We start from the raw sequence: 22,690 nt of genomic DNA, 5'->3' as shown, positions 1-22,690 counted from the left end.
GTTGGCTACGGACGAGTTCAGCATCGATCTGTGGTTCGCCCTGCCCCTCTGCTTCGCCCTTCTCCCCTGCCGCCCATCTCAGATAGTAACCGCCTCAAAATCTTCTCAGGCAGCGCCAATCCGGATTTGGCCCAGGAGGTGGCGCGCTACCTGGGCATGGATCTGGGGCCTATGTTGCGCAAGCGCTTTGCCGATGGCGAGCTGTACATCCAAATCCAGGAGTCGATCCGGGGTGCCGATGTCTACTTGGTGCAGCCCACCTGCCGCCCGGTCAACGATCACCTGATGGAGCTGCTGGTGATCATCGACGCCTGCCGCCGCGCCTCGGCCCGCCAGATCACTGCCGTCTTGCCCTACTACGGCTACGCCCGCGCCGACCGCAAAACCGCCGGACGGGAAGCCATCACCGCCAAGCTGGTGGCCAACATGATCACCCAGGCGGGGGCACACCGGGTGCTGGCCATGGATCTGCACTCGGCCCAGATCCAGGGCTACTTCGACATTCCCCTCGACCACGTCTACGCCCAGCCGGTACTGCAGGCTTACCTCAAAGAAAAAGGCCTGCTCGACGAAGATATTGTGGTCGTCTCTCCCGATGTGGGCGGGGTAGCGCGGGCGCGTGCCTTTGCCAAAAAACTCAAGGAAGCTCCGCTGGCAATCATCGACAAGCGCCGCCAGGCCCACAACGACGTGGAAGTCATGAACCTCATTGGCGATGTGCGCGGTAAAATCGCCATCCTCGTAGACGACATGATCGACACGGCAGGCACCATCTCGGAAGGGGCGAAGCTGCTGCGCAAGTCGGGGGCCAAGGCGGTCTATGCCTGCGCCATCCACCCTGTCTTTTCCGATCCGGCCATCGAACGCCTGCAGGGCGGTCTGTTTGAAGAGGTGATCGTCACCAACACCATCCCCATTCCTCCAGAGCGGCATTTTCCAGGCTTGACCGTCCTCTCGGTGGCGAACGTGCTGGGAGAGGCGATCTGGCGCATCCACGAAGACAGCTCCGTCAGCAGCATGTTTCACTAAAGTTTCTCCAGAGCATCGCTAAAGTATAGATAGTGGGTGCAGAACGGGCGTACCTGCCGGGGATCCTTTGCTTTTTGCCCTGTGAAGACCAACTCAGCAGGTGCCCCCCATCTATCGCGATGGACTGGGTAGAGCTAGCTTCCCAGCCGAGTTTTTCCCATGTCGCCTCCCATTTCTAGGTCACCGAGATCCGTTGTGAACGGTTTTGTTCCCGGGCAGGCCGCCGCCAGGGAAGAGCCGTCCCTTCAAACTGAACTGAATACAGAATTGAATACAGAGTCCGCTGCAGCGCTGTACCCGCTGTTGCAATTGCTGGGGCAACTGCTGAACGTCCCCTTGGTCTATCTAGAACTGGTCCAGCCGGGATCCGATCCCGACTCGCCTGCAAAAGGGATCCTCTACCGCGACCCCCAGCGGATCCCCGGCAACGAGCCGCCCAACCCCATCGGCGGATCTTGGCCTTTTCAGGAAGCCTTTCCCCTGCTGGATGAGGGCGGGAGGCCGCTGGCGACACTTCACCTGCGGGGGGAGCGCCCCCGCCCACTGAGCCTCCCCGAACGGGGACAGATCGACCTCATCGCCCTCAGCCTGCGACACATCCTGCTCCAGGCCCAGGAGCAGCGACAAGCCCTCGCGCAACTTCGGGCGCAACTGCAGCACAGCCGCAGCACCGCTGCCCGCTACCAACAGATCTTCGAGAACGCCGTCGAAGGCATTTTTCAAACCACCCCTGAGGGAAAATATCTGGCTGCCAACCCAGCTCTGGCCCATATTTTCGGCTACGAATCCCCGGAAGATTTGATGCGCAATGTCTCCGATATCGGCACCCAAATCTATAGCGACCCAGAGCAGCGATCTGAGTTCCTGCAGCACATGCTGAGAGAAGGTCAAGTCGTGGATGCAGAGCGCCAGGTCTGCCGCAAAGACGGCAAAGTCATCTGGATTTCTTTAAATGCCCGCACCCTGTACGACGAGCAGGGGGATCCCCTCTATTTTGAAGGATTTGTTACTGATATCACAGCATCCCGCCAGCTTAAAGAACGACAACAACAGTTAGAAGAAGCCCGCAGAGAAAGCGAACATCGTTTTCTACAACTGGCGGAGAATACGCAACAACTGTTCTGGATTTCAACGCTCTGCGGCAAAGAGCTGATTTACGTCAGCCCCGCCTGTGAAACCATTTGGGGCCTTTCCCCTGCAGAGGCCTACGCCAATCCCCAGGCCTGGATGCGCCACATTCACCCTGACGATCGCTGGCTGTTCCCCACCATTTTTCAAGCCCAACTTCAGGGCCAACCCACCGATGTGGTTTTTCGCCTCTGCCGCCCCGATGGCTGCATCCTCTGGCTGCGGGAACGTACCTTTCCTATTGCCGACAAAGAGGGCAAAATCTATCGAGTGGCAGGGATCGTCGAAGACATCACCGAGTCCAAGCAACTGGAAGCCGAACGTCGTCGTATAGAGCAAGCCTGGCAACAGAGCGCCAACCATTTCCGGCAGATTTTTGAGCTGGCCCCCAATGGAATTGCCCTGGTGGATTTGCAGGGGCGATTTATCCAGGTCAACGAGGCTTTTGCCCAGATTGTCGGCCATACTCCCGAAGAATTGAAACATCGGCAACAACTGGACATTCTCCACCCGGAAGATGTCAATCAACTGCTGGGGGCCAATGAGGCTTTGTTGGTGGGGAAAGTCTCTGTCAGCCAGCGCCAGATTCGCTACATCAATCGTTCCGGTCAGGTCGTCCATGTCCTGTTTCAGGCTACGCTTCTCAGCGATGAGGAAGGGCAGCCCACCCAGTTTCTCAACCAGGTGATCGACATCAGCGCCCGCGTCGAGGCAGAAATCGCCCTCAAAGAAAGTGAAGAACGCTTCCGCCAATCTTTTGAGTGGTCCCCGATTGCCAAGGCCATGACCCAGGTGGACGGCACTTATTTGCAGATCAACGCCGCCTTTACCGAAACCCTGGGCTACACCCTAGAGGATCTCAAGGGAAAAACCGTCCTCGACATCACCCATCCCGACGACATCGCCGTCACCTTGGAAAACAGTAACCGCCTGCTGGCCGGCGAGGTGCACCACTGCGAACAGGAACAGCGCTACATCCACAAGAACGGGCAAATCGTCTACGCCCTTCTCCGCATCACCCTGGTGCGCACCGCCCAAGGGGATCCCAGCTACTTTCTCAGCCAAATTTTGGACATTACCGAGCGCAAACAAGCGGAGGCGGCCCTGCGCCAAAGCGAGCTGAGCCTGCGGGGCATCTTCGAGCAGTCGGCCCTGGGCATTTCCATCGTCGATCGACAGGGCCGTTACCTCAAGGTAAACCCCGCCCTGGAAGAGATCTTGGGCTACAGCGCCGCCGAACTGACCCACATGAGTTTTTGCGACCTCACCCATCCGGAAGATATCGGCAAAGATTGGCAACTTTTCCAGGAGGTTTCGAACGGCCAACAAGATCACTACCACCTAGAAAAACGCTACATCCACCGCAGCGGCAAGGTGGTTTGGTGCCGCCTGGCGGTCTCGGCAGTGCGGGATCCCGAAGGCAAAAACCTCTTCGTTATTGGCATTTGCGAAGATATTACCGAAGAAAGACAGGCGAAGCTGCAGATCCAGGCTGCCCTTCAGGAAAAAGAGATTCTGCTGCGGGAGATTCACCACCGCGTCAAAAACAACCTACAAATCATCTCCAGCCTGCTGCGGCTCCAGGCGGATCAAATCAAAAGCCGCAAGTACGCCCGCGTTTTTAAGGATGCCGGCAGCCGCATTCAAGCGATGTCTTTGATCCACGAGGGCCTGTACCAATCCAACAATCTGGCCGCTGTGGATCTCAAGCAATACTTACACAATTTGATCTCCAACCTCTTTCACTCCTACGGAGTGAACCCCGAGAGCATTCGCGCCAGCATCCGCGCCGAAGGGATCCGCCTCAACCTCGACGATGCAGTTTTGTGTGGCTTGATCATCAACGAGCTGGTCACCAACAGCCTCAAGTATGCCTTCCCCAAAGGTCGCAGCGGGGAGATAGAGGTTTGTTTTAGCCAAACCCGCAAATATACTCAGTTGCGCGTCTCTGACAATGGCATCGGCTTGCCCCGCGATTTCGACTTCAAGGAAACTCAATCTCTGGGTTTACAACTGGTTGCAACCCTCACCGATCAGCTCCAGGGCAAGATAGAATTGAGAAACAAATCGGGCACTACCTTCATCATCACCTTTCCGAGGAGCCAGCCTTGAAGAAAGTTCCCATGCTTGCCAAAGGCAGCATTCTGGTTGTCGAAGACGAGAAGATCATCGCCAAGGATATCGCCAACGTCCTGAAAAAATTTGGCTATGCGGTGCCGGCCATCGCCTCCTCCGGCGAAGAAGCGATCCGACGGCTGGAAGAGATGTCGGTGGACTTAGTCTTGATGGACATCGTCTTGAAGGGGGATATCGACGGCATCGAAGCCGCCAAGCGGATCACCGAGCGCTTCAACATTCCGGTGGTGCATCTGACGGCCTACGCCGATGACGATACGCTCTCCCGCGTCAAAGAGACCCGGCCTTTCGGTTACATCATCAAGCCTTTCAAAGAGCGGGAACTTTACACCACCATTGAAATTGCCCTGCACAACCACCGGCAGAGCCTGGAGAGCCGCAAGCTGGAAGAGAAAAGAATCGAGGAACTGCGGCAAAAACTGCAGCAGTTGCAGCAGTTCACGGATGTGAAGGGCACTCTGTTCAAGAAGTTCTTGCAAGATCTGAGTGAGCCCCTCTCGAACCTCAGCTTTGCCCTGGGTCTGCTCAAGGATGCCGAGTCGGAGCAAAAGCGGGAACACTATCTGCGAGTGCTGGAGGATGAGTTGCGCCGTGAGCTGGAGCTAATCCATCAGACCTCTAACCTAGAAAATCTTCTGAACCTGGAAAACGTCGGCTTATTGAGCCAGTTCAGCCTGCTGCGGCCCAGTCCCAGTCGTCCGTTGGAACGGGAGGCACTGGCAACTGCAGCCACAGCCTCATTGCCCGTGCCCTCCCAAGAGTCGCCTGCACAGGAGGCGATTACAGTGCCGCGGGCGACGCTGCGCCCCCTCAATCAAACCCAGTTGGCGGAGCGGCTGGGGGTAGTGGTCTCCGCCATCACCTACTGGAAATTCAAAACCGGTTTTCCGGAGTGGAGCCGCAGCCGGGATCCCGACGGCATTTCTTGGCGCTATTCCCCCGATTCCAAGCGCTTTTCGCCTGTACCCTAGCCTAGGGCTGCACCACTTCCACCCGCACCGGCGCCAGCCCAGAGCGCACCATCCCCAGGGCCTCTGCCGCCCGCAGGGAAAGGTCGATAATCCGACCGGGGATGAAGGGGCCGCGATCGTTGATGCGCACGACGGCCTGGCGCCCGTTACTCAGGTTGGTGACCCGCACCTCGGTACCGAAGGGCAGAGTGGGGTGGGCAGCCGTCATCTCATGGCGGGTGGGGTGCAGGTCATACCAAGAGGCGATCCCTTCCTGCACAGGCCCAACGGTACGGACAGGGGCAGGTTTTGGTTGAGCGGCTGTTTCTGGCTTAGGGCCTACAACGGTGGCCTTGGCGGTGAGAGCAGCCGGTTGAGGTAGGGCCGGAGCCGAAATGGGGGGCGCATCCAGCAGCAGACGGCGCAGACGATTGGCAGCCAAAACCGCCGTATCCACCGGGCGTTGGTGATTTGGCAGCAGCACTCCCCCGTCGATGCGCAGCAATTCCTCGCCGTTGACCTGAACTGCGTAGAGGGGATCCCCGGATTGGGGCTCTGCCCAAGCCAGGGCGATGGTCGTGTCCTTCAGGGATCCCTGGGCCATTTGGTTGAGCCGGGCCACCAGGGTGCTGGCCCGCAGCAGCGGTGGTTCCAGCCCAGGCTGCTCGACAAAGCTGACAATAGGCAAATCCTTCACATAGACAGTGACCACCTGCCGACCGTCCATCTGGTAGTCGTAGAGGGTGGAGACAGGCTGGCTGGACGACTGCTGTTGTTCGCCGATCTTGAGGGTAGGTTCTTCTGTCGGCCGCGAAGGGATCGCCTGTCGAGATAGGAGGAGAGACTCCGAGTCCTGCGAGTGCAAGGTGCCGAGTTTGGCCGGCAGGGGGGCGTTGGGTTGGGAAGGGGAGATAAGGTCAGTTGCCGGGGAGAGCGAGTGGGCTTTGGGGGATGGCTGGGTTGCTCTGGCACTGGGAGATCCGCTGCGAGTTGAGGCTTGTGCCTGCGAGTTCGGGCTGCCCAACATGCCTGCCGGCAAGCTGAGAGCCGTAACACAGAGACAGCCGACTAAGCCCACTTGGCGGGCGGGAGCCAGTCCCTGTCCTAGCCGCTTCCAATTTCGCATGAGGCCGCGCTCCTCTCGAAACTCCTGTACAACATCCACTGCGACAGTAAAACAGAAGTTAATGTACCATAGGTTTCTAAGTTGACAAGCTTGCCCGGTCGAGGGCAAAAGCCTAAGTCCCGTCAGCACAAGGATTTTCGGCATCTTGGACTACCGCTCAGCAGGGGTTGACATCGATCTGGGCCGCGCCTTTGTCAAGGGGGTTCGGGAGCGCGTTGAACGAACTAAAGTCCCGTTTTCAGGTTCTTCAGGAACCTTGGGGGGCATTGGCGGCTTTGCCGGCCTGTTCGAGCTGCCGGCGGGCTACCGGGCACCGGTTTTGGTTGCCGGTACCGATGGGGTGGGCACCAAGCTGGAGATTGCCCAGCAGTGGGGGCAGCACCGCGGAGTGGGCATCGACCTGGTGGCCATGTGTGTCAACGATGTGCTGACGGTGGGAGCCAAGCCGCTGTTTTTCCTGGACTACGTGGCTACCGGCAAGCTGGAGCCGGAAGCTCTCTGGCAGGTGATCGACGGCATTCTGGAGGGCTGCCAAGAGGCCGGCTGCCAACTGCTGGGGGGAGAGACGGCGGAGATGCCGGGGTTTTATCCGCCCGGCAAGTACGACCTGGCGGGATTTTGTGTCGGGATTGTCGAGAGGGCGGACATTCTCGACGGCTCGCGGGTGCAGGCTGGGGATCGGCTGTGGGCCTTGCCCAGCAGCGGCCTGCACAGCAACGGCTTCAGCCTGGTGCGACGCATTGTGGCCGAGCGGGGCTGGCGCTGGGATCACCAGCCCTCTGGTTGGGATCGGCCTTTGGCGGAGGTGTTTCTCACCCCCACCCGCATCTACGTGCAGGCGGTGCAGAGGCTGCAAGCAGCAGGGATCCCCATCCACGGCATGGCCCACATCACCGGCGGCGGCATCCCGGAAAACTTGCCCCGCTGTTTGGCTCCTGACCAGGCGGCGCGGCTGCAGCCCCACAGTTGGCCCATCCCACAGGAATTTCTCTGGCTGCAGGAGCAGGGCCAGGTGGAGACTTTGGAGATGTTCAACACCTTTAACCTGGGGGTGGGCTATGTGCTGGTGGTGCCCCCTGAGGCGGAAGATTTGCTGAGATCGCTGCTGCCGGAAGCCTTCCCTATTGGCGAGGTGGTGGCGCCCTGTCCTGGGGAGAGCCGAGTCTTGGGGTTGGAAGCGTGGGGATCCCTGGCCCCCTGAGCACCCCACCAAAAGGGGGGAGGGGATCCCGGTGCCGTTTGCTTATCCCCGCCGCCGCTGTGCTAAGTTTGCTGATGGCCTCAGCGCTGCCGCCTCTGTCGCTCCCCACCTCTGTTTGTTTCAAGACAGGGGCTGCTCGCTTTACACACCTACAGACTTAGGCTGTTGGCCAACTCACGCTGACCCTCTAGGTTAGGAGCCGCCGATGATAGGTTTATCCACTGCTCCTGCAACCACGGCTGCCATCGAAGTGGAGCATCTGAGCAAAACCTACGGCAGCTTTACGGCCATTCGCGATATCTCTTTCCAGGTCAACGCCGGCGAGATCATGGGATTTTTGGGCCCCAACGGCGCCGGCAAGACCACCTCCATGCGCATTTTGGCAGGGTATCTGCCCGCCAGCGAGGGGACGGCGCGGGTGGCCGGGTTTGATGTCCACGAAAACTCGATGGCGGTGCGGCAGCGCATCGGCTATTTGCCGGAAAACCCGCCCCTCTACCCCGATATGACCGTGGAGGCCTACCTGCACTTTGTCGCCCAGATCAAGCGGGTCAGCCCCGGCGACCGGCCTAGGCGGGTGGACGAGGTGATCCGCCGCTGCAGCCTGGAAGACAAGCGCCACACCTTGATCCGCAAGCTCTCCAAGGGGTACAAGCAGCGGGTGGGACTGGCCCAGGCTCTGGTGCACGACCCGCCGGTGATCATCCTGGACGAGCCCACGATTGGGCTGGATCCCAAGCAGATCATCGAGGTGCGCAACCTGATCAAGAGCTTGGCGGGAGAGCACACCATCATCCTCTCCACCCACATCTTGCCGGAGGTGAGCATGACCTGCGACCGGGTGGTGATCATCAACCGCGGCCAGGTGGCGGCCATCGGCACGCCCGCCGAGCTGACAGCCCAGCTTCAGGATCGGCAGCAGGCGAAGCTGGTGGTGGGCGCTCCTGAGGAAGCAGCCATCCGAGCGGCCCTGCAGCATTTGCCCCAGGTCGAAGTGGTGAGTTTGCAGCCCCTGGGATCCGATCCCCCTCGCTGGCAGGTGCAGCTTAAAAGCAACGCTGCTGCTGTTCGCGACGGCGGGACAGAGTCCTTAGGCTGGATCCCGGAGGTGGCCAGGGCCCTGGTGCAGGCGGGGATCGCCCTCTACGAGATCGGCCGTCCCCAGGCTTCTTTGGAAGAGATTTTCCTGCAGCTCACCACCCAAGAGGGATCTGAGGGCGCATTGGAGGAAGCAGCATGAACGGAGCAGTGGCCATTTTTCGTAAAGAACTGCGCGGCTACTTCACCTCCCCCATTGCCTATGTGGTGGCGGCGGTGTTCTGGGGGCTGGCGGGGTTTTTCTTCTTTAATATCTTGGTGCGGGTGATCAGCTTTTCCCAGCAGGTGGATCTCTTTGCCCAGTTTGGCCAAGAGAACCCCTTTGATGCCGCCACCATCCTGTCGCAGCAGTTTCTCAACCTCTTGGGCACGCTTTCCTTATTTTTATTGCCCATCTTTACCATGAGCTCCTACGCCGAGGAGCGGCGGCGGGGCACCATGGAGCTGCTGGCCACCTCCCCTATTACCAACTTGGAGGTGGCCCTGGGCAAGTGGCTGGCGGTCTGGGTGTTTTTTATGACGCTGCTGTTGCCGCCGCTGGTCTACCACGTGCTGGTGCTGAGCAGCGCCAACCCAGCAGTGGACTACCGCCTGACCTTGGTGGGCTATGTGGGACTTGCTCTGCTGGCGGGCAGTGTCATGGCCTTGGGGTTGTTCATCTCTTCCCTGACGGACAGCACCCTCATTGCCGCGGTGGCCACCTTTGGGCTAATCCTGCTGCTCTGGGTGATCGACGCGGCGGCTGGCCAAGAGAACAACTGGATTGCCGCTACCCTGAGGCATATTTCTTTGCTGCAGCAATATAGCAACTGGGTGCAAGGGATCCTCAGCAGCAGTAGCGTCGTCCTTTTCCTCAGCATCATCCTGCTGGGGCTGTTTGCCACGGTGCAATCGGTAGAAAGCCTGCGCTGGCAGCAGAGCTAAGGTTGTCTTGGGAGGTGTGCGGTGATAAAAGATTGGCGGGCGTTGGCAGATTGGGCGGGGATCCTCGGCCTTGGTGTGATTGCCATCGGCCTGCTGGTGGGATCCGCTCTTACCGGCTGGACGGCGGTGCCCCTCAGCTTGCTGGCAGTAGGCCTGGCCCTGGTGGTGGTGTGGGGTCTCACCCACCGGCAGGAAGTGAGCCTGTTCCTGGGCCTGCGCTCCACCCAGACCAACGCCAACATCCTGGTGGCGGTGGCGGCGATGGCCGTCATCCTGGTGCTGGTGAATGTGGTGGCGGTGCGCTACGACCTGCGCCTGGATCTCACCGAGGAGGGCCTGTTTACCCTGTCGCCTCAAACCCGGCAACTGGTGCAGGGATTGGCGCAACCCGTCAAAGTCTGGGTGGTTACCACGGCGCCGGATCCCAACCTGCGGGAACAACTGGAGCGCTACCGCCGCCTCAACCCCGAGCGCTTCCAGTTTGCGTTTGTCGATCCCAATCGGGATCCCCTCACCATTCAGCGGCTGCAGGTGACGCAAAACAACACCCTGGTGGTGGAGGCCGGAGAAAGCCGGCAGCAACTGCCGCAGCCCCCTGCCCCTGAGCTGGAGAGCAAACTGACCCCCGTCTTGTCTAAAGTGGTCAACCGCGGGGAGTTGCTGGCCTATTTCGTGCAAGGGCATGGGGAAGTGGGCCTAGAAGCGCGGGAAGGCACCCCAACGCTGGCTCAGGCGGTGGCAGCCCTCGGCCAGGAGGGCTATCGGGTGGAGCCTTTGAACCTGGTGCAGGCCGAGATCCCGGACAAGGCAGAGGTTTTGGTGTTGGCGGGGCCACAGCGGGCTCTCTTCCCCGGCGAGGTGGAGAAGCTGCAGGACTACCTGGCCAAAGGGGGGCGGCTGCTGCTGCTCATTGGGCCGCGGGTGGATGCCGGCTTGGATCCCTTGCTGGAGGAGTGGGGCGTGGTTTTGGGAGATGACATCCTTATCGAGGTGAGTAGCGTCAGCCAACTCCTGGGCACGGGGCCGGCAGTTGCCCTAGTTACCACCTACGGGGATCACCCCATCACCGCCCCCTTGGCCGAGCAGCGGCTGATGACCCTCTTTCCTCTGGCCCGTTCGGTGGAAACCCAAGCCCGCGAAGGGATCCAGGCCACACCCCTGCTGCGCACCGGCCCGCAGAGCTGGGGGGAGACCAGCCCCAACCTGGAAGCTGGCCCCGTGCAATTTGACCCAAATCAAGACAAGCCCGGCCCCCTGACCTTGGGCGTAGCCCTGACCCGGCAGGTGAAAGGCGATCAGAACAACTCAGAAGCCCAGGAGTCGCCGACCGAGGCCCGCCTGGTGGTGATCGGCAACGTCAACTTTGCCCTCGACGGCAACCTGAGGCAGCAGGGCAACCGCGATCTTTTCCTCAACACGGTTAACTGGCTCACCGAGCGAACTGAACAAATCTCCATTCGCCCCAAATCCATTACCGATCGCCGTCTGACCCTGACCGGCCAAAACTTCCGCTGGCTGGTGCTGGGATCGACGGTGCTCCTGCCGGTTGTGGCGTTGGGATCGGGAGCTGTGCTCTGGTGGCAAAGACGGTAGAGCCGAAGGAGGACAAGCATGTTCAAGCGCAGCACCTGGATTCTTTTGGGTTTGGCGGTGGCTGCTCTGCTGGGGTATTTCCTCTTCGATAACTTCCAGCAACTGCGGCAGCAGCAGCAGGCGGAGCGGGCGCGGCTCTTTCACTTTGCCCCCGACACCATTGCCCGCATTGAGCTCCGCCAAGAGGGGGAACCGGAGGAGATCCTTTTGGAGCGCGCCCCTCAAGAGGGATCCCGTTGGCGCATTATCCGTCCCATCCAGTCGGCGGCGCTGGACTTCCCGGTGGAGCAACTCCTTAACACCTTCTCCCGCCTCACGCCTCAAATCACGCTGGAAGGGGCCACCGACCTGGCCGCTTTTGGTCTTGATCAGCCGCGCCACCAGATCGCCCTCTTCCCCCAAGAAGGGGATCCCTACCGCCTGGACATCGGCAACGACAACTTCGACAGTTCCGGCTTCTACGCCCGGCCAGCAGGGGGAGAGGTGGTGCTCTTGGCCAGCGCCCAGAAGGGATCCCTGCTGCCTTCCCTTTTGGCTTTGCGGGACAAAACTCTGCTGCGCTTCGAGACGGCGGCAGTGAAGTCTCTGCAGGTGCAGTTGGCTGAGGCCGATCCAGAGGTTGTTCGTTTGCAGCGGCAAGAAGATACTTGGCAGATCGTCGAGCCCAGGGCGCTGCCTGCTGATGACCTCAACGTCGACCGTCTGCTCAATACGTTGTCTCGCCTGCAGGCGGTGGAGTTCCCGGCTGAAACCAAGGCGGAGCTGGCTCCTTATGGTCTGGAGAAGCCTTCTGCTCAGCTAACCGTTGAGCTCAAGGACGGCAAAACCCTGAGGGTGGCCTTGGGATCGGAAAAAGATGGTCAAGTCTATGTCATCACCTCGGAGCACCCGGCGGTGGCCGCCCTGCTCACCAGCACCGCCGACATTCTCCGCTCCGACTTCGAGGAGCTGCGGGATCACCGCCTTGCCCGCCTCAACCCCAACCAGGTGGGCCAAGTCATCCTGGAGTCTCAAGGGGAGCAGCTCACCCTCAACCCTCTGCCGCAGGAGAAGGGATCCCTGGAGCTGCGCTGGGACAATCCAGAGCGACCGGGCCAGCCTGTAAACCTCAGCTCTCTCTTCTCCAGCCTCAACGCCGCCCGCGCCAAGGAGTTCGTGCCGGAGACGGATCCCGACGCCCAAAAAGCCCTGGCCGAGCCGGATCTGAAGCTGACCTTTGAGCCCAAAACCGAGGACGGTCGGGATCCCTTGACGTTGAGCTTGACGTCTGCCGGTCTGCGCGCCTACGTACGAAGCAGCTATCAGCCGGACATTGCCGTCATCGACCTCAGCACCTTCAACAGCGTGGAAACCGAAGTGAATCGCTTGCTGGAGAGTGGGGCAGAATCCTCTGCGGGCTCCTAGGAAGGCGGTGGCCGGCGGACCTTATCTCAGCCGGCAGAGGCGGTGGTTGTCTCTTCTTTGGCTGGCGCTGCTTTTTTGAGAGACTCGCCCTGGATCGTCAACACCGAGCAGGGGGCGCGGTGGAGCACGTAGTTGCTGACGCTGCCCAAAAACAGCTCGCTCAGGCCAGAATGGCCGCGGCGGCCTACCACAATCAAGTCCGCCGGCCAAGAGCGGGCCAGATCGCAGATGACCCGACCGGGGTTGCCGTAGTTGAGGCTGTACTCGGCGCGAACTCCCTGCTCAGCGGCTTTCTCCACCAGCGAGCGCAGATAGTCGATCTGGTTTTGCTCGAAGATGGCGCACTGCTCTCGATAAGACTGCCACAGCTCGGCGCTGATGGTGGAGCTGTAATCTACACCTAGGATCATCGGCGGCTCCGGCGCACCGGGCTCTTCCTGAGACAAAACATGGAGGAGCATCATCTCGGCCTGCATGGCCTTGGCCAGTTGGACGGCCTTTTGAAACACTCCCTGGCTCAGCTCCGACCGATCCACCGCCACCAAAATCCTGCTGAACATACCAATTTCCTCCAAATGGCCAACAGATGGGCAAAAGACAAGGCTTGACTTCGGTTTCGACTCCAAGTTCCTCTTTTCTTTACCTCCATCTATCTGTGTTGTAGAAGATCTGGGCGAGAAAACCGCGGGCATCTCGGATGACTCGTCGGATTGGCAATGAAAGTTCAGAGATCTTGACATAGGTCAGAACGCATCGTCCTGAACCGCCCACTCCAGAACCGCCTGCAGCGCCTCGGCTTGCTCCTGCCAGACTTGGTCGAGGGGAGTGCCCCGCAGGAGTTCCAGCGTCAGGGTGGGGATCCGCCGTTCCTGCCCTGCCCAGGTGCCCAAAGAGCCGGGGGTGGGATAGCCAATGTCGTCGGTTACCGGCAGGCCATTGTGAGCAGCCATCACCTGGGCCAGCTCAAGGGCAGGGCCGTTGTAGTTCACGCAGGGATTGCTTTGGCAGGAGTGGGCAGAGAGGATAAACTGAGGCCGAATCTGGGCCAAACTCGCCAACAACGCCTGTGTCTCGGGCTCGGAGCCTGGGGCTGGCCCCGGCGGATAGCGAGCTTCCAAAGAGGCCGGGATCCAATCTTGCGTGGGCAGATTGCGGTTGAGATCCACGCCGTTGGCGTTGAGCCGTTGCCCCAGGGCACAGCCATCCGGGTTCAGGCGTGGGATCGCCCAAAGCGCTGCCCTGCCCTCCAAGGATCTCCATTTCCCAGAGGCCACATAGCGCTCGATCAGGGCATAGCCTTCTACCTCATCCCCGTGTACTCCCCCGACCAGCAGCAAGGAGCGGATCCCCTGGGTGAGCCGGCAAAGGTAAATGGGGCGCCCCTGCAGCGAGTAGCCGATAACTTGCGGGGATCCGGCGCCAAGTTCCGCAAACATGGGGGATCCCAGCAAAGCTGGCACTGCTAGAACGGGATATCGTCCGGCTCCGGTGGGGAAGCCCCCTCTCCTTCCGAGGAGTCCACCGTTGCAAACTCACCCATCCCCGTCAGAGAGAGAACCTGGGCGGATCCCAGTTGGTGGACGCGACGCGCGGTGATCTCGGCCAGCTTTTCCTTACGCCCATCCCGCTCCACCACATTCATATGCAGTTGGCCCTCCACCGTGACCTGATCCCCCACGTGGCAAGTGTCCACCACCCTTTTGGCCAGTTCCCCAAAAGAAGAAACGCGCACCCGATAGGGTGGCTCATCCGGGCGCAGGCTGGGAAAGCCGATCACCAAGGACGTAACAGCCAAGTTATCGGGAGTGTAGCGTAGCTCCGGCTCGGACAGAACCTCGCCCATCAATACAATCGAGTTCATGACAGGGCCATTCAGGGGTCGAAGGGCAGATCCCAGCATTTCCATCATGCCCGCAGATGGGGATCCCGTCAAACCTAGCCGACGCGGAGGGTCATGTAGCGCAGCACGCTCTCGTTGATGCGCAGATTTTTCTCCCAGGCGGCCACCGCGCTCGGTTCAGCCGCATAGTTGAATTGGATGTACAGGCCCTCCTTGAACTTTTTCATCTCAAAGCCGGCAAAGCGGCGCTTGCCCCTATTGGTAATCTCCACCTGGGTCACCCCGTTCTCTCGCAGGAGCGCCTCCTGGCTGCTGAGCAGTTGTTCGAGGGGTTCATCCGACACATCGGGACGCACAATCAGCATCGTTTCGTAAGCGCGGGGCATGGAAGCGAGGTCTCCTTGACAATCCAGTTGTAGAGATGCAGTAAACTATCCTAACCTCTCCTTCTCACCGCCGAAAAGGCCGTGGCCCAACCCCCACATCCCCTGGTTGCAGCAGCAAGGGGATCCGTTGTTCGATACAATGAGGGTTGCTTCATTGGCCGCCGGTTGGCCTGGCCAAGACACGCTGAATCGAGAGTTGGGATTCCAAGCATGAGCGCAGACGAAGTTTACAGCCGTGTTCGCAAGATCGTGTCCGATCAACTGGGCGTAGAGGACGACAAAGTGACTCCGGAAGCCAATTTCCAGAACGACCTGGGAGCCGACAGCCTCGACACGGTGGAGCTGGTCATGGCTTTTGAAGAGGAGTTCGACCTAGAGATCCCCGATGAAGATGCGGAAGGGATTGCTACGGTGCAAGATGCTGTTAACTACATTCTCTCGAAGAAAGCTGCCTAACCTGCCCCCATACCTCTGGGCTGATACCGGACGATGGCTACCCTGGATCCCGCCACTGCTCTCAGGCCGACCCGCCGCGTTGTGATTACGGGGCTGGGCGCCGTTACCCCCATCGGCAACTCCCCTGCCGAATTTTGGCAGAGCTTGCTGGCAGGGCGCTCCGGCATTGGGCCGATCACCCATTTCGATGCCTCCCGCCACGAGTGCCGTATTGCCGGGGAGGTGAAGGGATTTGATCCCCTCGACTATTTGGAGCGCAAGGATGCCAAGCGTACCGACCGCTTTGTCCATCTGGCCTTGGCCGCCACCCAACAGGCGCTGGAGGACGCCCAGTTTCGCATCACCGATCTCAACGCCGAGCAGGTGGGAGTGATTTTGGGTACCGGCATCGGCGGCATCCGGGTTTTGGAGGAGCAGCAGACTATCTACTTGCACAAGGGGCCGGATCGCTGCAGCCCGTTCATGGTACCGATGATGATTGCCAACATGGCCGCGGGACACGTGGCCATTCACTTTGGCGCCAAAGGCCCCAATTCCTGTACGGTTACGGCCTGTGCTTCCGGCTCCAATGCCATTGGCGATGCCTTTCGGCTTATCCAAAGGGGAGAAGTGCAGGTGGCGATTACGGGCGGCACGGAAGCAGCGGTCACCCCTTTGTCGATGGCGGGATTTAGCGCCATGAAGGCCCTTTCCACCCGCAACGACGTCCCCGAACAAGCCTGCCGGCCCTTTGACCGGGATCGGGATGGTTTTGTCATGGGAGAGGGGGCCGGGATCCTGTTGCTGGAAGAATTGGAGCACGCCCGCGCCCGCGGTGCCAAGATCTATGCCGAGATAGTGGGCTACGGTCTCACGTGCGATGCCCATCACATGACCAACCCCGCCCCCGGCGGCGAGGGGGCAGCCCGGGCGATGCGGTTGGCCCTCAAGGACGCCGGGATCCAACCTCAACAAGTTCAATACATCAACGCCCACGCCACCAGCACCCCTGTGGGGGATATCGCTGAAGTCCAGGCCATCCAGTCGGTCTTCGGGGAGCATGCCCCCCGCTTGGCCATCAGCGCCACCAAATCCATGACCGGCCACCTGTTGGGGGGAGCAGGTGGCATTGCCACAGTAGCCACAGCTCTGGCCATCCACCACGGCTGGGTTCCCCCCACCCTCAACTTGGACAACCCCGATCCAGAGTGCGCGGGGCTGGATTTTGTGCCCCACAAGGGGCGGCCGATGGCCATCGAGTCTGCTTTGGTCAATGCCTTCGGATTTGGCGGGCACAACGTCACTCTAGCCTTGCGCCGCTACTCTCCCGATTGAAGAGCTCGGTCTATGTCTTCTCCCGAAAGTGTGTCGCCGTCGGTTCGTCAGCAGGCCTTGGCCGCTTTGACGGCAGAGCTGGCGCAGCAAGGCCACCCGCCCGAATATGCTCAGCACATGGCGGCGGCGGTTATTTTTCAAGCCGATTTGGATCTCTGTGCAGCCCAACTGGCGCGGGTGCTCAGTTGGCTGAAGCAAAGCCATCCTGAGCTTTATCCAGAGGCGGTGCAATTGGTGGACACTACCCGCGAGGAGTTTGAGCGTCGCGTTCAAAACGGATAGACAAGCCGCAAACGCTGCAGCGCCGCCATGGGGGAGTAGGTCAACGAGTTTTGATGGAGTGGAGATCCGGCAGCCGAGCTGCGGTTGTGGGCAGAAGGTGATGGGGCCTGTATGGCGCTGCAAGGGGTGATCCTGAACTGGAGTGGGGTGGTGGCCGATGACGAGGGTCTGCACCTGCAGGCCATCAACCAACTGCTGGTGGAAGAGAACCTGCGCCCCTGGACTGTTGTTGCTACGCAACGCTGGCCCCAGTCGGGATCCCAGCGGGAGCTTTACCGGCTGCACTACCTGGGCCGACCGGATCGCGAGCGACTGCCGGCTTTGTGGGGAGAGCAGGGGCGGGTGCTCAACCCCAAACAACTGGAAGAGCTGCTAAAACGCAAGGCCCTGTACTACCAACAAGCTTTAGAGGGGCACACGGAATGGTCTCTCATTCCCGGCTTGGCGGAAACCCTGGAGACACTGGAGCGGCTGCAACTGAAGGTCGGCCTGCTGTGTGGCCAATCGACAGCCGAGCTCAGTGCTTTTCTGGAGCGTTTCCAGTCGCGTTGCCCGGCCCTGACTCGGCTGGCCGGCTCCTACCGCGTGACAGGGGATGAGGCCCCAGGGCAGCGCCACCGTTTGCTTTTGCAGCGGATGGAGCTGTCTGCTCAGGCGTGTTTGAGCATTGAGGCCACCTATCCCGGCATCCAGTCAGCCCGTTCGGCAGGGATCCCGGTGCTGGCTTTGGCCACCTTCTTTCCTCTGCACCTGTTGCAGCGGCGGGCCAATTGGGCGGCAGATGGCTATCACCAGGTGGAGTGGGATCGCATCCGGAACTGGTTTGCCGGCAGGCAAGACCGTCCTTCAACCCCGGCTGGCGGGGCCAGTTCCTGCAAAAGCTCTCAGGGATCCCCCGCAGGCAAGATCAGCATGCCATCCCCAAAGGAATAAAAGCGATATCCCTGGTCGATGGCCTCTTGGTAGAGATCCAGCAGCCTTTGCCGCCCGATCAGCGCAGCCACCAGCATCATCAGGCTGGAGCGGGGCAGATGAAAATTGGTGATCAGGCCCTGAACCACCCGCCAGGAGTAGCCGGGGTAGATGAACAGATCGCTCTTCCCCTGCCAGGGCTGCAGAGCGCCAGAGGCTGCTGCCGTTTCCAAAGAGCGCACCACGGTGGTTCCCACCGCGATGATCCGCCCCCCTCGGGCCTGGGTTTCTTGGATGGCGGCCACCGTCTCTGCCGACACCTTGAGCCACTCGCTGTGCAAGCGATGCTCGGTCACCCGCTCCGCTTCTACCGGGCGGAAGGTACCCAGGCCGATGTTCAGGGTGATGTAGGCGATTTGGATCCCTTTCTGGGCCAACCTCTGCAGCAGCTCCTGGGTAAAATGTAGACCTGCTGTGGGGGCGGCCACCGAGCCGGGATGTTTGGCCCAGAGGGTTTGGTAATCTCCTGGGCGAACCTGGGCTGAGCCCGCAGCTCTGATGTAAGGAGGAAGCGGGATCCGGCCCACCTGCTCCAGGATTGCCTCAAAAGGCCGCGCCCCCTCCCACTCAAACTGCACAACTCGCCCGCCGGTCTCAGGATCCAAAGCCAAAACGGTGGCCCTCAGCCCAGCGGGGGATCCTTCCTTGCTCCAAAAACGAATCCGATCCCCCACCTTGACCCGTTTGCCCGGCCTGACCAAAACCCGCCACCCCACCCGGTCAGGCAGAGGCTGCGCAACGGTCGGGATCCCTTCCAACTGAGGCTCCAGCAGCAACACTTCGACCCGCGCCCCGGAGGGCTCCTTAGCCCCGAACAGGCGGGCCGGGATCACCTTGGTATCGTTGAGAACCAGCAGATCCCCCTGCCGCAGGTAATCGGGCAGGTCGCAGAAGCGGCGATGCTCGTGCCGATCCGGGTACACCACCAGCATTCGCGCCTGATCCCTGGGCTCCGCCGGCGTTTGCGCGATCCGGTCGGGAGGAAGGGTGTAATCGTAGGCAGCGGTGAGCAGATCCAGATTAGGCTCCCCGTCACTGGCGCCAAGCGGCAGCTCGACCTTGTTGGGGGAAGCGGACGCAGAAAAGTCGGGCATGGAGATGGATCGAAAACGAGATCCAACAGGATTGGGGATCACCAACCGGAAGCCTCCACCCTTTAGGAGAAGGGAGGCGTGTGAACGACTCCCGACACTCATCTTCGTTGAGTAAACGCAACTTAGATAGAGTACGGGCTTCACGCTTCACAGACTTGTTTGTACAGAGGTCTCAGCGTGCGACCCACGGCGGGAACCTCTCCAGAGATTTAACTTGTTCTCCTCAATTGTAGGACGAACGGCTTTCATCCCGACACTGATTGGCTCTTGAGTCAACACAATTCACCAATACAGTGCGGGGCTTCCCACCGATTAAGCTAAACCTTGGCCACCACCACCTGCTGGGGCTGATCCTGATACTTGCCGGCGCGGTCGGCGTAGGTCACCTGGCAGGGATCCCCCTCCAGAAACAGAAGCTGTACCACCCCTTCATTGGCGTACACACGGCAGTCGGCGCTGGAGGCGTTGGAAAACTCCAGGGTGAGATAGCCCCGCCACCCTGCTTCAGCCGGCGTCAGGTTGGCAATTAGGCCCACCCTAGCATAGGAAGATTTGCCAATGCAGATCACGGTGATGTTATCCGGGACTTGCAGCCGCTCCAAAGACACGCCCAACCCGTAGGAATGGGCCGGGATGATAAAGTAATCCCCCATCTCGTCGTGGTGCAGCTCCACCGCTTCCAGGTTCTTGGGGTTAAACCGCTTGGGATCCACCACCGTACCGGGCACATGGCGAAAGATCTTGAACTCCACCGGCGACAGGCGGATGTCGTAGCCATAAGAGGACAGGCCATAACTCAAAACAGGTCGAGACTCAACGGCCCTCACCAGCTCAGGACAGAACGGCTCGATCATCCCTTGCCGCGCTTGCTCGCAGATCCAGCGGTCGTTTTTCAGCATGGCTGCAGCAGGCTCCCTGGAAAGCTAGGGGACTTGAGGAGGATCGGGAGGACAAGCAACGTTCGCATCAGCGGCACGGATCCCTGCACGTAGGCGCAATTGCGTGATCAAGTCGGCCCGCTCCAGAAGGGAGTCCGGCATCTCCGGCCCGGTGATCACCATGTCCATCCAGGCCGGACGCTGATCGATCAAATCCAGCACCTGCGCCTCCGGGATCAGGCCCAACTTCACGGCCAAGCTCAGCTCATCCAACACCACCAAGTCGTAGCGGCCACTTCTGACGGCCTCCTGAGTAAATTGCCACAGCTCATCCAGAGCCACCCGCTCCTCGGGCTCCAGATGAGGCGTATCGATGCAGCGGTGCAGACGACAACGAACCCACTCTAAGGATCGCCCCAGGGAGAGGCGATTTTCCGGCCCCTGGTTGATCCCGCCCTTGAGAAATTGCACGATCAACACCCGCGTCCCCTGGCCGGCCAGCCGCAGCGCCTGAGCCATGACGGGTGTAAACATGCCCCGGCTGGGGTGGGTGTAGAGCTGCAGGGATCCCTGGGGGATCAACTGGGTGGAGCAGGCTCCATCCCGCTGCAGGAAACGGTCGTGAGCGGCAGGCTGCTTAACCCGGGCCGCAGGAACAGCATCCTTGGGGGAGGGCATAGGATTCGGAGAGGCAGTGCAAACCACGGCTTGATCTCGTAAGTGGGTTAAGGAACTAGGCCCTAGGTTCACAGGGCCTACAAGTGGTGGAGAGCGTCGGCTATGGATTCCATGAAACACCACCTGTGCGTATCCGTCAACGAGTTGGTTCTGCTTCTGGCCGGCATACAAATCCTCTCAAATAGAGTGACAGAAAACACAATCCTTGCCCATCTTAGCTTTTTGGCACAAGAGGCAGGAGCCCAAAAGAAAAGCTTTTGAACAAAATCTTAATTAACGTTCAAGTCCAAACAAAAATCTGAGTGTAGAGGTATTTTACTTAAGCACAAAAGTATCTTATAAAAATGCAAGCAAGGAATCAATGTTTTCCGAATGAGATGAGCTCTTGCAAACAGGAATACCGATATCGGCGGCCTGGCCACGAGACGGCGGCAAAGCTCTGCTCATCTCAAAAGCCTTGCCCGGCGGGGGATCTATTCGGCTAGGAGCCGGAGAGCCCCCCATGTTGTCTCGACTTCACTTTGGAAAAAGTGTGACTGCAAGTCCAAAAACTTAAACTTAATTTCTAACTTCGAAAGCGACGAAATGCAAATCCATTAATTGCCTTCATCAAAAACAACTTATCAACGATATTTTTTGAGAAGAGACGCAAAGAATTATGTAACCTCTATATCCTGGAACTATTTTTCGCCAAGTTATCTCTTCAATTATTTTTCTGGTCGATCTCAAGGCTAATTTTTGTTCTCAGTTTAATCTCTATTTCTATCACGAGAAATAAGCATTGGACATTCAGTTTGGATCCCACGTAAGGCTAACCTATACAAGCTCTAGAGCCTTGGGTTCTGAGATTGGCGGGATCCCGTTGTGCAACTGGAGCCAAGTCTTTTCTCTGGCGTGAATAGCCCGAACGACCGTGGAGATGGGCACCGCTGTTTTCGGTAACAAGAACCCTTACCCTCTATGTCAGAAAGTATGTCAACGACTTGAACTGGGGAAAAACCCTAGGCCGTTGTGAACTCGGGGTGTGCGTTGTTCTGGGTGTCGGTGTTGCAAATTGACGGTTTCTCCCCCCAGCACCAAGGTGGAAGCATTGCCCCCATCCAAGTTCAGGGCATGGCGACAGCCCAATTGCTGCATCAACTGCGCCATCTCCAGCAGGGTGAGCCCTTGATTTTCCTGGGCATTGCCGGCGGTCACCCACAGCAAATGTCCGTTGTCCAGTTGACCGATGGCACTGCGGGCAGCCCGTTGGCGGCGGAAAAGGGGTTGAAATCCCTCTAATTGGGCATCCAGAACCACTTGGCCGTCCAAGAGCAAGAGCGGCCCTGCCCCTAGCATGTGGGGGTAGGCGGCCAGCTCTGGCGGATCCACAGTCCAGCTCAACTTGAGGCGATCCCCCGCGATCAGTTTGCCGGCTTCCAGGGCACCTTCCAGACCCCGCGCTGCCAATACGTAGCCGTTGGGAGGGATCGGCACCGTCAAACTACCGGCCAGGCCTGCCGGCAGAATGTCTTGCACCTGATCCTGCCGCACCATCAGGAGCATTTCACCATCCGTTTGGGTGGTGTAGGTGGATCCCCAATCAGGGGTGTACTGGGCAACTCCGGGCAGGATGTAGCCACTGTTGATGCCCACCAGCGGGATCCGATCCCCAAGGTCGTTGCGCAACTCTGCCTGCATCTGCAAACGGGCAAAGCGCACGGATTGCCCTGCCGTCCCATCCGACCAAGCGATGACCCCACGGCCTAAGATGGGGCTGGAGATCCAGCGGCCATCCCGACGAATGGCTCCCAGCGGCTGGCGGGTGTTGCGATTGAAAAAACCGCCGTTGATGGCCGCCACGGCTCCCTGTTCAGGGCCAAAGGAAGACAGCTCCCCCAGACCCACCAAACTGGCAGGATTGGCCCAGATGGGGCGCAGTTGGCCCGCTGTAAGGGAAATGACCACGATGGCAACCGGGATCCGATCGTCCCCAATCCAGATTTCCTCTTGGTACAAAGGGATCCCTTGCACCACCCGCACAGGCTGCCGGTCGAGGAGCGTCTGGGCAGGGGCAACCGGGCTGTTGAGCAGGAGGAGAGTCGCTCCCACAGCGGCCAAGGTTTTAGGCAAAGCAACCCTCTTCACCAGCCCCTCTCGTTGCTGCTCTAGCCTCTTGGAGCTAAGTCGCTTCAAACAAGATTAAGACACTTTGCCACTCA

General features: G+C 59.8%; 21 protein-coding genes. 12 read left to right on the top strand and 9 right to left on the bottom strand.

The window, feature by feature from the left end:
- Positions 1 to 30: 30 nt before the first annotated feature.
- From NW853_RS02615 to NW853_RS02605, 3 genes are all read left to right on the top strand, one after another.
- A complete protein-coding gene (locus tag NW853_RS02615; RefSeq protein ID WP_414333885.1) occupies positions 31 to 1,029 on the top strand; it encodes a ribose-phosphate pyrophosphokinase in 999 nt (332 codons plus the stop codon).
- Between the two features lie 267 nt (positions 1,030 to 1,296).
- The gene (locus NW853_RS02610; protein WP_414347622.1) at positions 1,297 to 4,269 is read left to right on the top strand and encodes a PAS domain S-box protein; all 2,973 of its coding nucleotides are present in this window, start codon (positions 1,297 to 1,299) and stop codon (positions 4,267 to 4,269) included.
- Positions 4,266 to 5,264, top strand: a complete 999-nt coding sequence (locus NW853_RS02605; protein WP_414347620.1) for a response regulator — start codon at positions 4,266 to 4,268, stop codon at positions 5,262 to 5,264. Before NW853_RS02610 ends, NW853_RS02605 begins: the two co-directional genes overlap by 4 nt.
- A 1-nt stretch (position 5,265) precedes the next feature.
- Here the strand turns inward: NW853_RS02605 and NW853_RS02600 are convergent, their stop codons facing one another.
- Positions 5,266 to 6,369 (bottom strand): septal ring lytic transglycosylase RlpA family protein, encoded by a 1,104-nt coding sequence (locus tag NW853_RS02600; RefSeq protein ID WP_414333880.1) that lies wholly within the window; start codon positions 6,367 to 6,369, stop codon positions 5,266 to 5,268.
- Between the two features lie 145 nt (positions 6,370 to 6,514).
- On the opposite strand from NW853_RS02600, the gene purM reads away from it, so the two are divergent.
- The 5 genes from purM to NW853_RS02575 all read left to right on the top strand — a co-directional run bounded on the left by purM (position 6,515) and on the right by NW853_RS02575 (position 12,589).
- Positions 6,515 to 7,570, top strand: a complete 1,056-nt coding sequence (gene purM, locus NW853_RS02595; RefSeq protein ID WP_414333879.1) for a phosphoribosylformylglycinamidine cyclo-ligase — start codon at positions 6,515 to 6,517, stop codon at positions 7,568 to 7,570.
- Positions 7,571 to 7,775: 205 nt separating this feature from the next.
- Positions 7,776 to 8,810 (top strand): ABC transporter ATP-binding protein, encoded by a 1,035-nt coding sequence (locus tag NW853_RS02590; RefSeq protein WP_414347617.1) that lies wholly within the window; start codon positions 7,776 to 7,778, stop codon positions 8,808 to 8,810.
- Entirely contained in the window at positions 8,807 to 9,592 is a 786-nt protein-coding gene (locus NW853_RS02585; RefSeq protein ID WP_414333876.1) for an ABC transporter permease, read from the top strand. The genes NW853_RS02590 and NW853_RS02585 overlap by 4 nt, the downstream gene beginning before the upstream one ends.
- Before the next feature lie 21 nt (positions 9,593 to 9,613).
- Entirely contained in the window at positions 9,614 to 11,185 is a 1,572-nt protein-coding gene (locus NW853_RS02580) for a GldG family protein (RefSeq protein WP_414347615.1), read from the top strand.
- Positions 11,186 to 11,203: 18 nt separating this feature from the next.
- Positions 11,204 to 12,589: a DUF4340 domain-containing protein gene (locus NW853_RS02575; RefSeq protein WP_414333872.1), complete on the top strand. Its 1,386-nt coding sequence runs from the start codon at positions 11,204 to 11,206 to the stop codon at positions 12,587 to 12,589.
- A gap of 26 nt (positions 12,590 to 12,615) precedes the next feature.
- Here NW853_RS02575 and NW853_RS02570 read toward each other — a convergent pair whose 3' ends face one another.
- From NW853_RS02570 to rpsF, 4 genes are all read right to left on the bottom strand, one after another.
- Positions 12,616 to 13,149 (bottom strand): universal stress protein, encoded by a 534-nt coding sequence (locus NW853_RS02570; RefSeq protein ID WP_414333870.1) that lies wholly within the window; start codon positions 13,147 to 13,149, stop codon positions 12,616 to 12,618.
- Positions 13,150 to 13,332: 183 nt separating this feature from the next.
- The gene (locus tag NW853_RS02565) at positions 13,333 to 14,025 is read right to left on the bottom strand and encodes a M14 family zinc carboxypeptidase (protein WP_414333868.1); all 693 of its coding nucleotides are present in this window, start codon (positions 14,023 to 14,025) and stop codon (positions 13,333 to 13,335) included.
- A gap of 26 nt (positions 14,026 to 14,051) precedes the next feature.
- Positions 14,052 to 14,450 (bottom strand): single-stranded DNA-binding protein, encoded by a 399-nt coding sequence (locus NW853_RS02560; protein ID WP_414336663.1) that lies wholly within the window; start codon positions 14,448 to 14,450, stop codon positions 14,052 to 14,054.
- A 74-nt stretch (positions 14,451 to 14,524) separates the two neighbouring features.
- On the bottom strand, positions 14,525 to 14,815 hold the full coding sequence (gene rpsF, locus NW853_RS02555) for a 30S ribosomal protein S6 (RefSeq protein ID WP_414333865.1): 291 nt from the start codon (positions 14,813 to 14,815) through the stop codon (positions 14,525 to 14,527).
- A gap of 210 nt (positions 14,816 to 15,025) precedes the next feature.
- On the opposite strand from rpsF, the gene NW853_RS02550 reads away from it, so the two are divergent.
- From NW853_RS02550 to NW853_RS02535, 4 genes are all read left to right on the top strand, one after another.
- Positions 15,026 to 15,271, top strand: coding sequence for an acyl carrier protein (locus NW853_RS02550; RefSeq protein WP_041436540.1), 246 nt, complete (start codon positions 15,026 to 15,028; stop codon positions 15,269 to 15,271).
- A 33-nt stretch (positions 15,272 to 15,304) separates the two neighbouring features.
- Positions 15,305 to 16,585 (top strand): beta-ketoacyl-ACP synthase II, encoded by a 1,281-nt coding sequence (fabF, locus tag NW853_RS02545; protein ID WP_414333863.1) that lies wholly within the window; start codon positions 15,305 to 15,307, stop codon positions 16,583 to 16,585.
- 12 nt (positions 16,586 to 16,597) lie between these two features.
- The gene (locus NW853_RS02540) at positions 16,598 to 16,867 is read left to right on the top strand and encodes a hypothetical protein (protein ID WP_414333861.1); all 270 of its coding nucleotides are present in this window, start codon (positions 16,598 to 16,600) and stop codon (positions 16,865 to 16,867) included.
- Between the two features lie 111 nt (positions 16,868 to 16,978).
- Complete coding sequence (locus NW853_RS02535) at positions 16,979 to 17,800, top strand: HAD family hydrolase (protein WP_414333860.1); 822 nt, start codon at positions 16,979 to 16,981, stop codon at positions 17,798 to 17,800.
- Here the strand turns inward: NW853_RS02535 and queA are convergent.
- From queA to NW853_RS02515, 4 genes are all read right to left on the bottom strand, one after another.
- Positions 17,752 to 18,933: a tRNA preQ1(34) S-adenosylmethionine ribosyltransferase-isomerase QueA gene (gene queA / locus NW853_RS02530; protein ID WP_414347612.1), complete on the bottom strand. Its 1,182-nt coding sequence runs from the start codon at positions 18,931 to 18,933 to the stop codon at positions 17,752 to 17,754. The two genes, NW853_RS02535 and queA, sit on opposite strands and share 49 nt — an antisense overlap.
- 317 nt (positions 18,934 to 19,250) lie before the next feature.
- Positions 19,251 to 19,832 (bottom strand): dCTP deaminase, encoded by a 582-nt coding sequence (dcd, locus tag NW853_RS02525; protein WP_414333857.1) that lies wholly within the window; start codon positions 19,830 to 19,832, stop codon positions 19,251 to 19,253.
- Between the two features lie 24 nt (positions 19,833 to 19,856).
- Entirely contained in the window at positions 19,857 to 20,489 is a 633-nt protein-coding gene (locus tag NW853_RS02520) for a cob(I)yrinic acid a,c-diamide adenosyltransferase (RefSeq protein ID WP_414347610.1), read from the bottom strand.
- 975 nt (positions 20,490 to 21,464) lie between these two features.
- A complete protein-coding gene (locus NW853_RS02515) occupies positions 21,465 to 22,601 on the bottom strand; it encodes a phosphodiester glycosidase family protein (protein ID WP_414347607.1) in 1,137 nt (378 codons plus the stop codon).
- Positions 22,602 to 22,690: the final 89 nt, after the last annotated feature.

It is taken from the genome of Synechococcus sp. H55.11 (genome assembly GCF_047462475.1).
Taxonomy (GTDB): domain Bacteria; phylum Cyanobacteriota; class Cyanobacteriia; order Thermostichales; family Thermostichaceae; genus Thermostichus.
The sequence above is the reverse complement of the archived record's forward strand: the minus strand, read 5'-3'. Positions and strand labels throughout refer to the sequence as shown.

Excerpts from the sequence above, each read along its gene's own strand:
- NW853_RS02600 (WP_414333880.1), bottom strand. The coding sequence starts at position 6,369 with ATGCGAAATTGGAAGCGGCTAGGACAGGGACTGGCTCCCGCCCGCCAA.
- NW853_RS02590 (WP_414347617.1), top strand. The coding sequence starts at position 7,776 with ATGATAGGTTTATCCACTGCTCCTGCAACCACGGCTGCCATCGAAGTG.
- NW853_RS02585 (WP_414333876.1), top strand. The coding sequence starts at position 8,807 with ATGAACGGAGCAGTGGCCATTTTTCGTAAAGAACTGCGCGGCTACTTC.
- NW853_RS02575 (WP_414333872.1), top strand. The coding sequence starts at position 11,204 with ATGTTCAAGCGCAGCACCTGGATTCTTTTGGGTTTGGCGGTGGCTGCT.
- NW853_RS02570 (WP_414333870.1), bottom strand. The coding sequence starts at position 13,149 with ATGTTCAGCAGGATTTTGGTGGCGGTGGATCGGTCGGAGCTGAGCCAG.
- NW853_RS02565 (WP_414333868.1), bottom strand. The coding sequence starts at position 14,025 with ATGTTTGCGGAACTTGGCGCCGGATCCCCGCAAGTTATCGGCTACTCG.
- NW853_RS02560 (WP_414336663.1), bottom strand. The coding sequence starts at position 14,450 with ATGAACTCGATTGTATTGATGGGCGAGGTTCTGTCCGAGCCGGAGCTA.
- rpsF (WP_414333865.1), bottom strand. The coding sequence starts at position 14,815 with ATGCCCCGCGCTTACGAAACGATGCTGATTGTGCGTCCCGATGTGTCG.
- NW853_RS02550 (WP_041436540.1), top strand. The coding sequence starts at position 15,026 with ATGAGCGCAGACGAAGTTTACAGCCGTGTTCGCAAGATCGTGTCCGAT.
- fabF (WP_414333863.1), top strand. The coding sequence starts at position 15,305 with ATGGCTACCCTGGATCCCGCCACTGCTCTCAGGCCGACCCGCCGCGTT.
- NW853_RS02540 (WP_414333861.1), top strand. The coding sequence starts at position 16,598 with ATGTCTTCTCCCGAAAGTGTGTCGCCGTCGGTTCGTCAGCAGGCCTTG.
- NW853_RS02535 (WP_414333860.1), top strand. The coding sequence starts at position 16,979 with ATGGCGCTGCAAGGGGTGATCCTGAACTGGAGTGGGGTGGTGGCCGAT.
- queA (WP_414347612.1), bottom strand. The coding sequence starts at position 18,933 with ATGCCCGACTTTTCTGCGTCCGCTTCCCCCAACAAGGTCGAGCTGCCG.
- dcd (WP_414333857.1), bottom strand. The coding sequence starts at position 19,832 with ATGCTGAAAAACGACCGCTGGATCTGCGAGCAAGCGCGGCAAGGGATG.
- NW853_RS02520 (WP_414347610.1), bottom strand. The coding sequence starts at position 20,489 with ATGCCCTCCCCCAAGGATGCTGTTCCTGCGGCCCGGGTTAAGCAGCCT.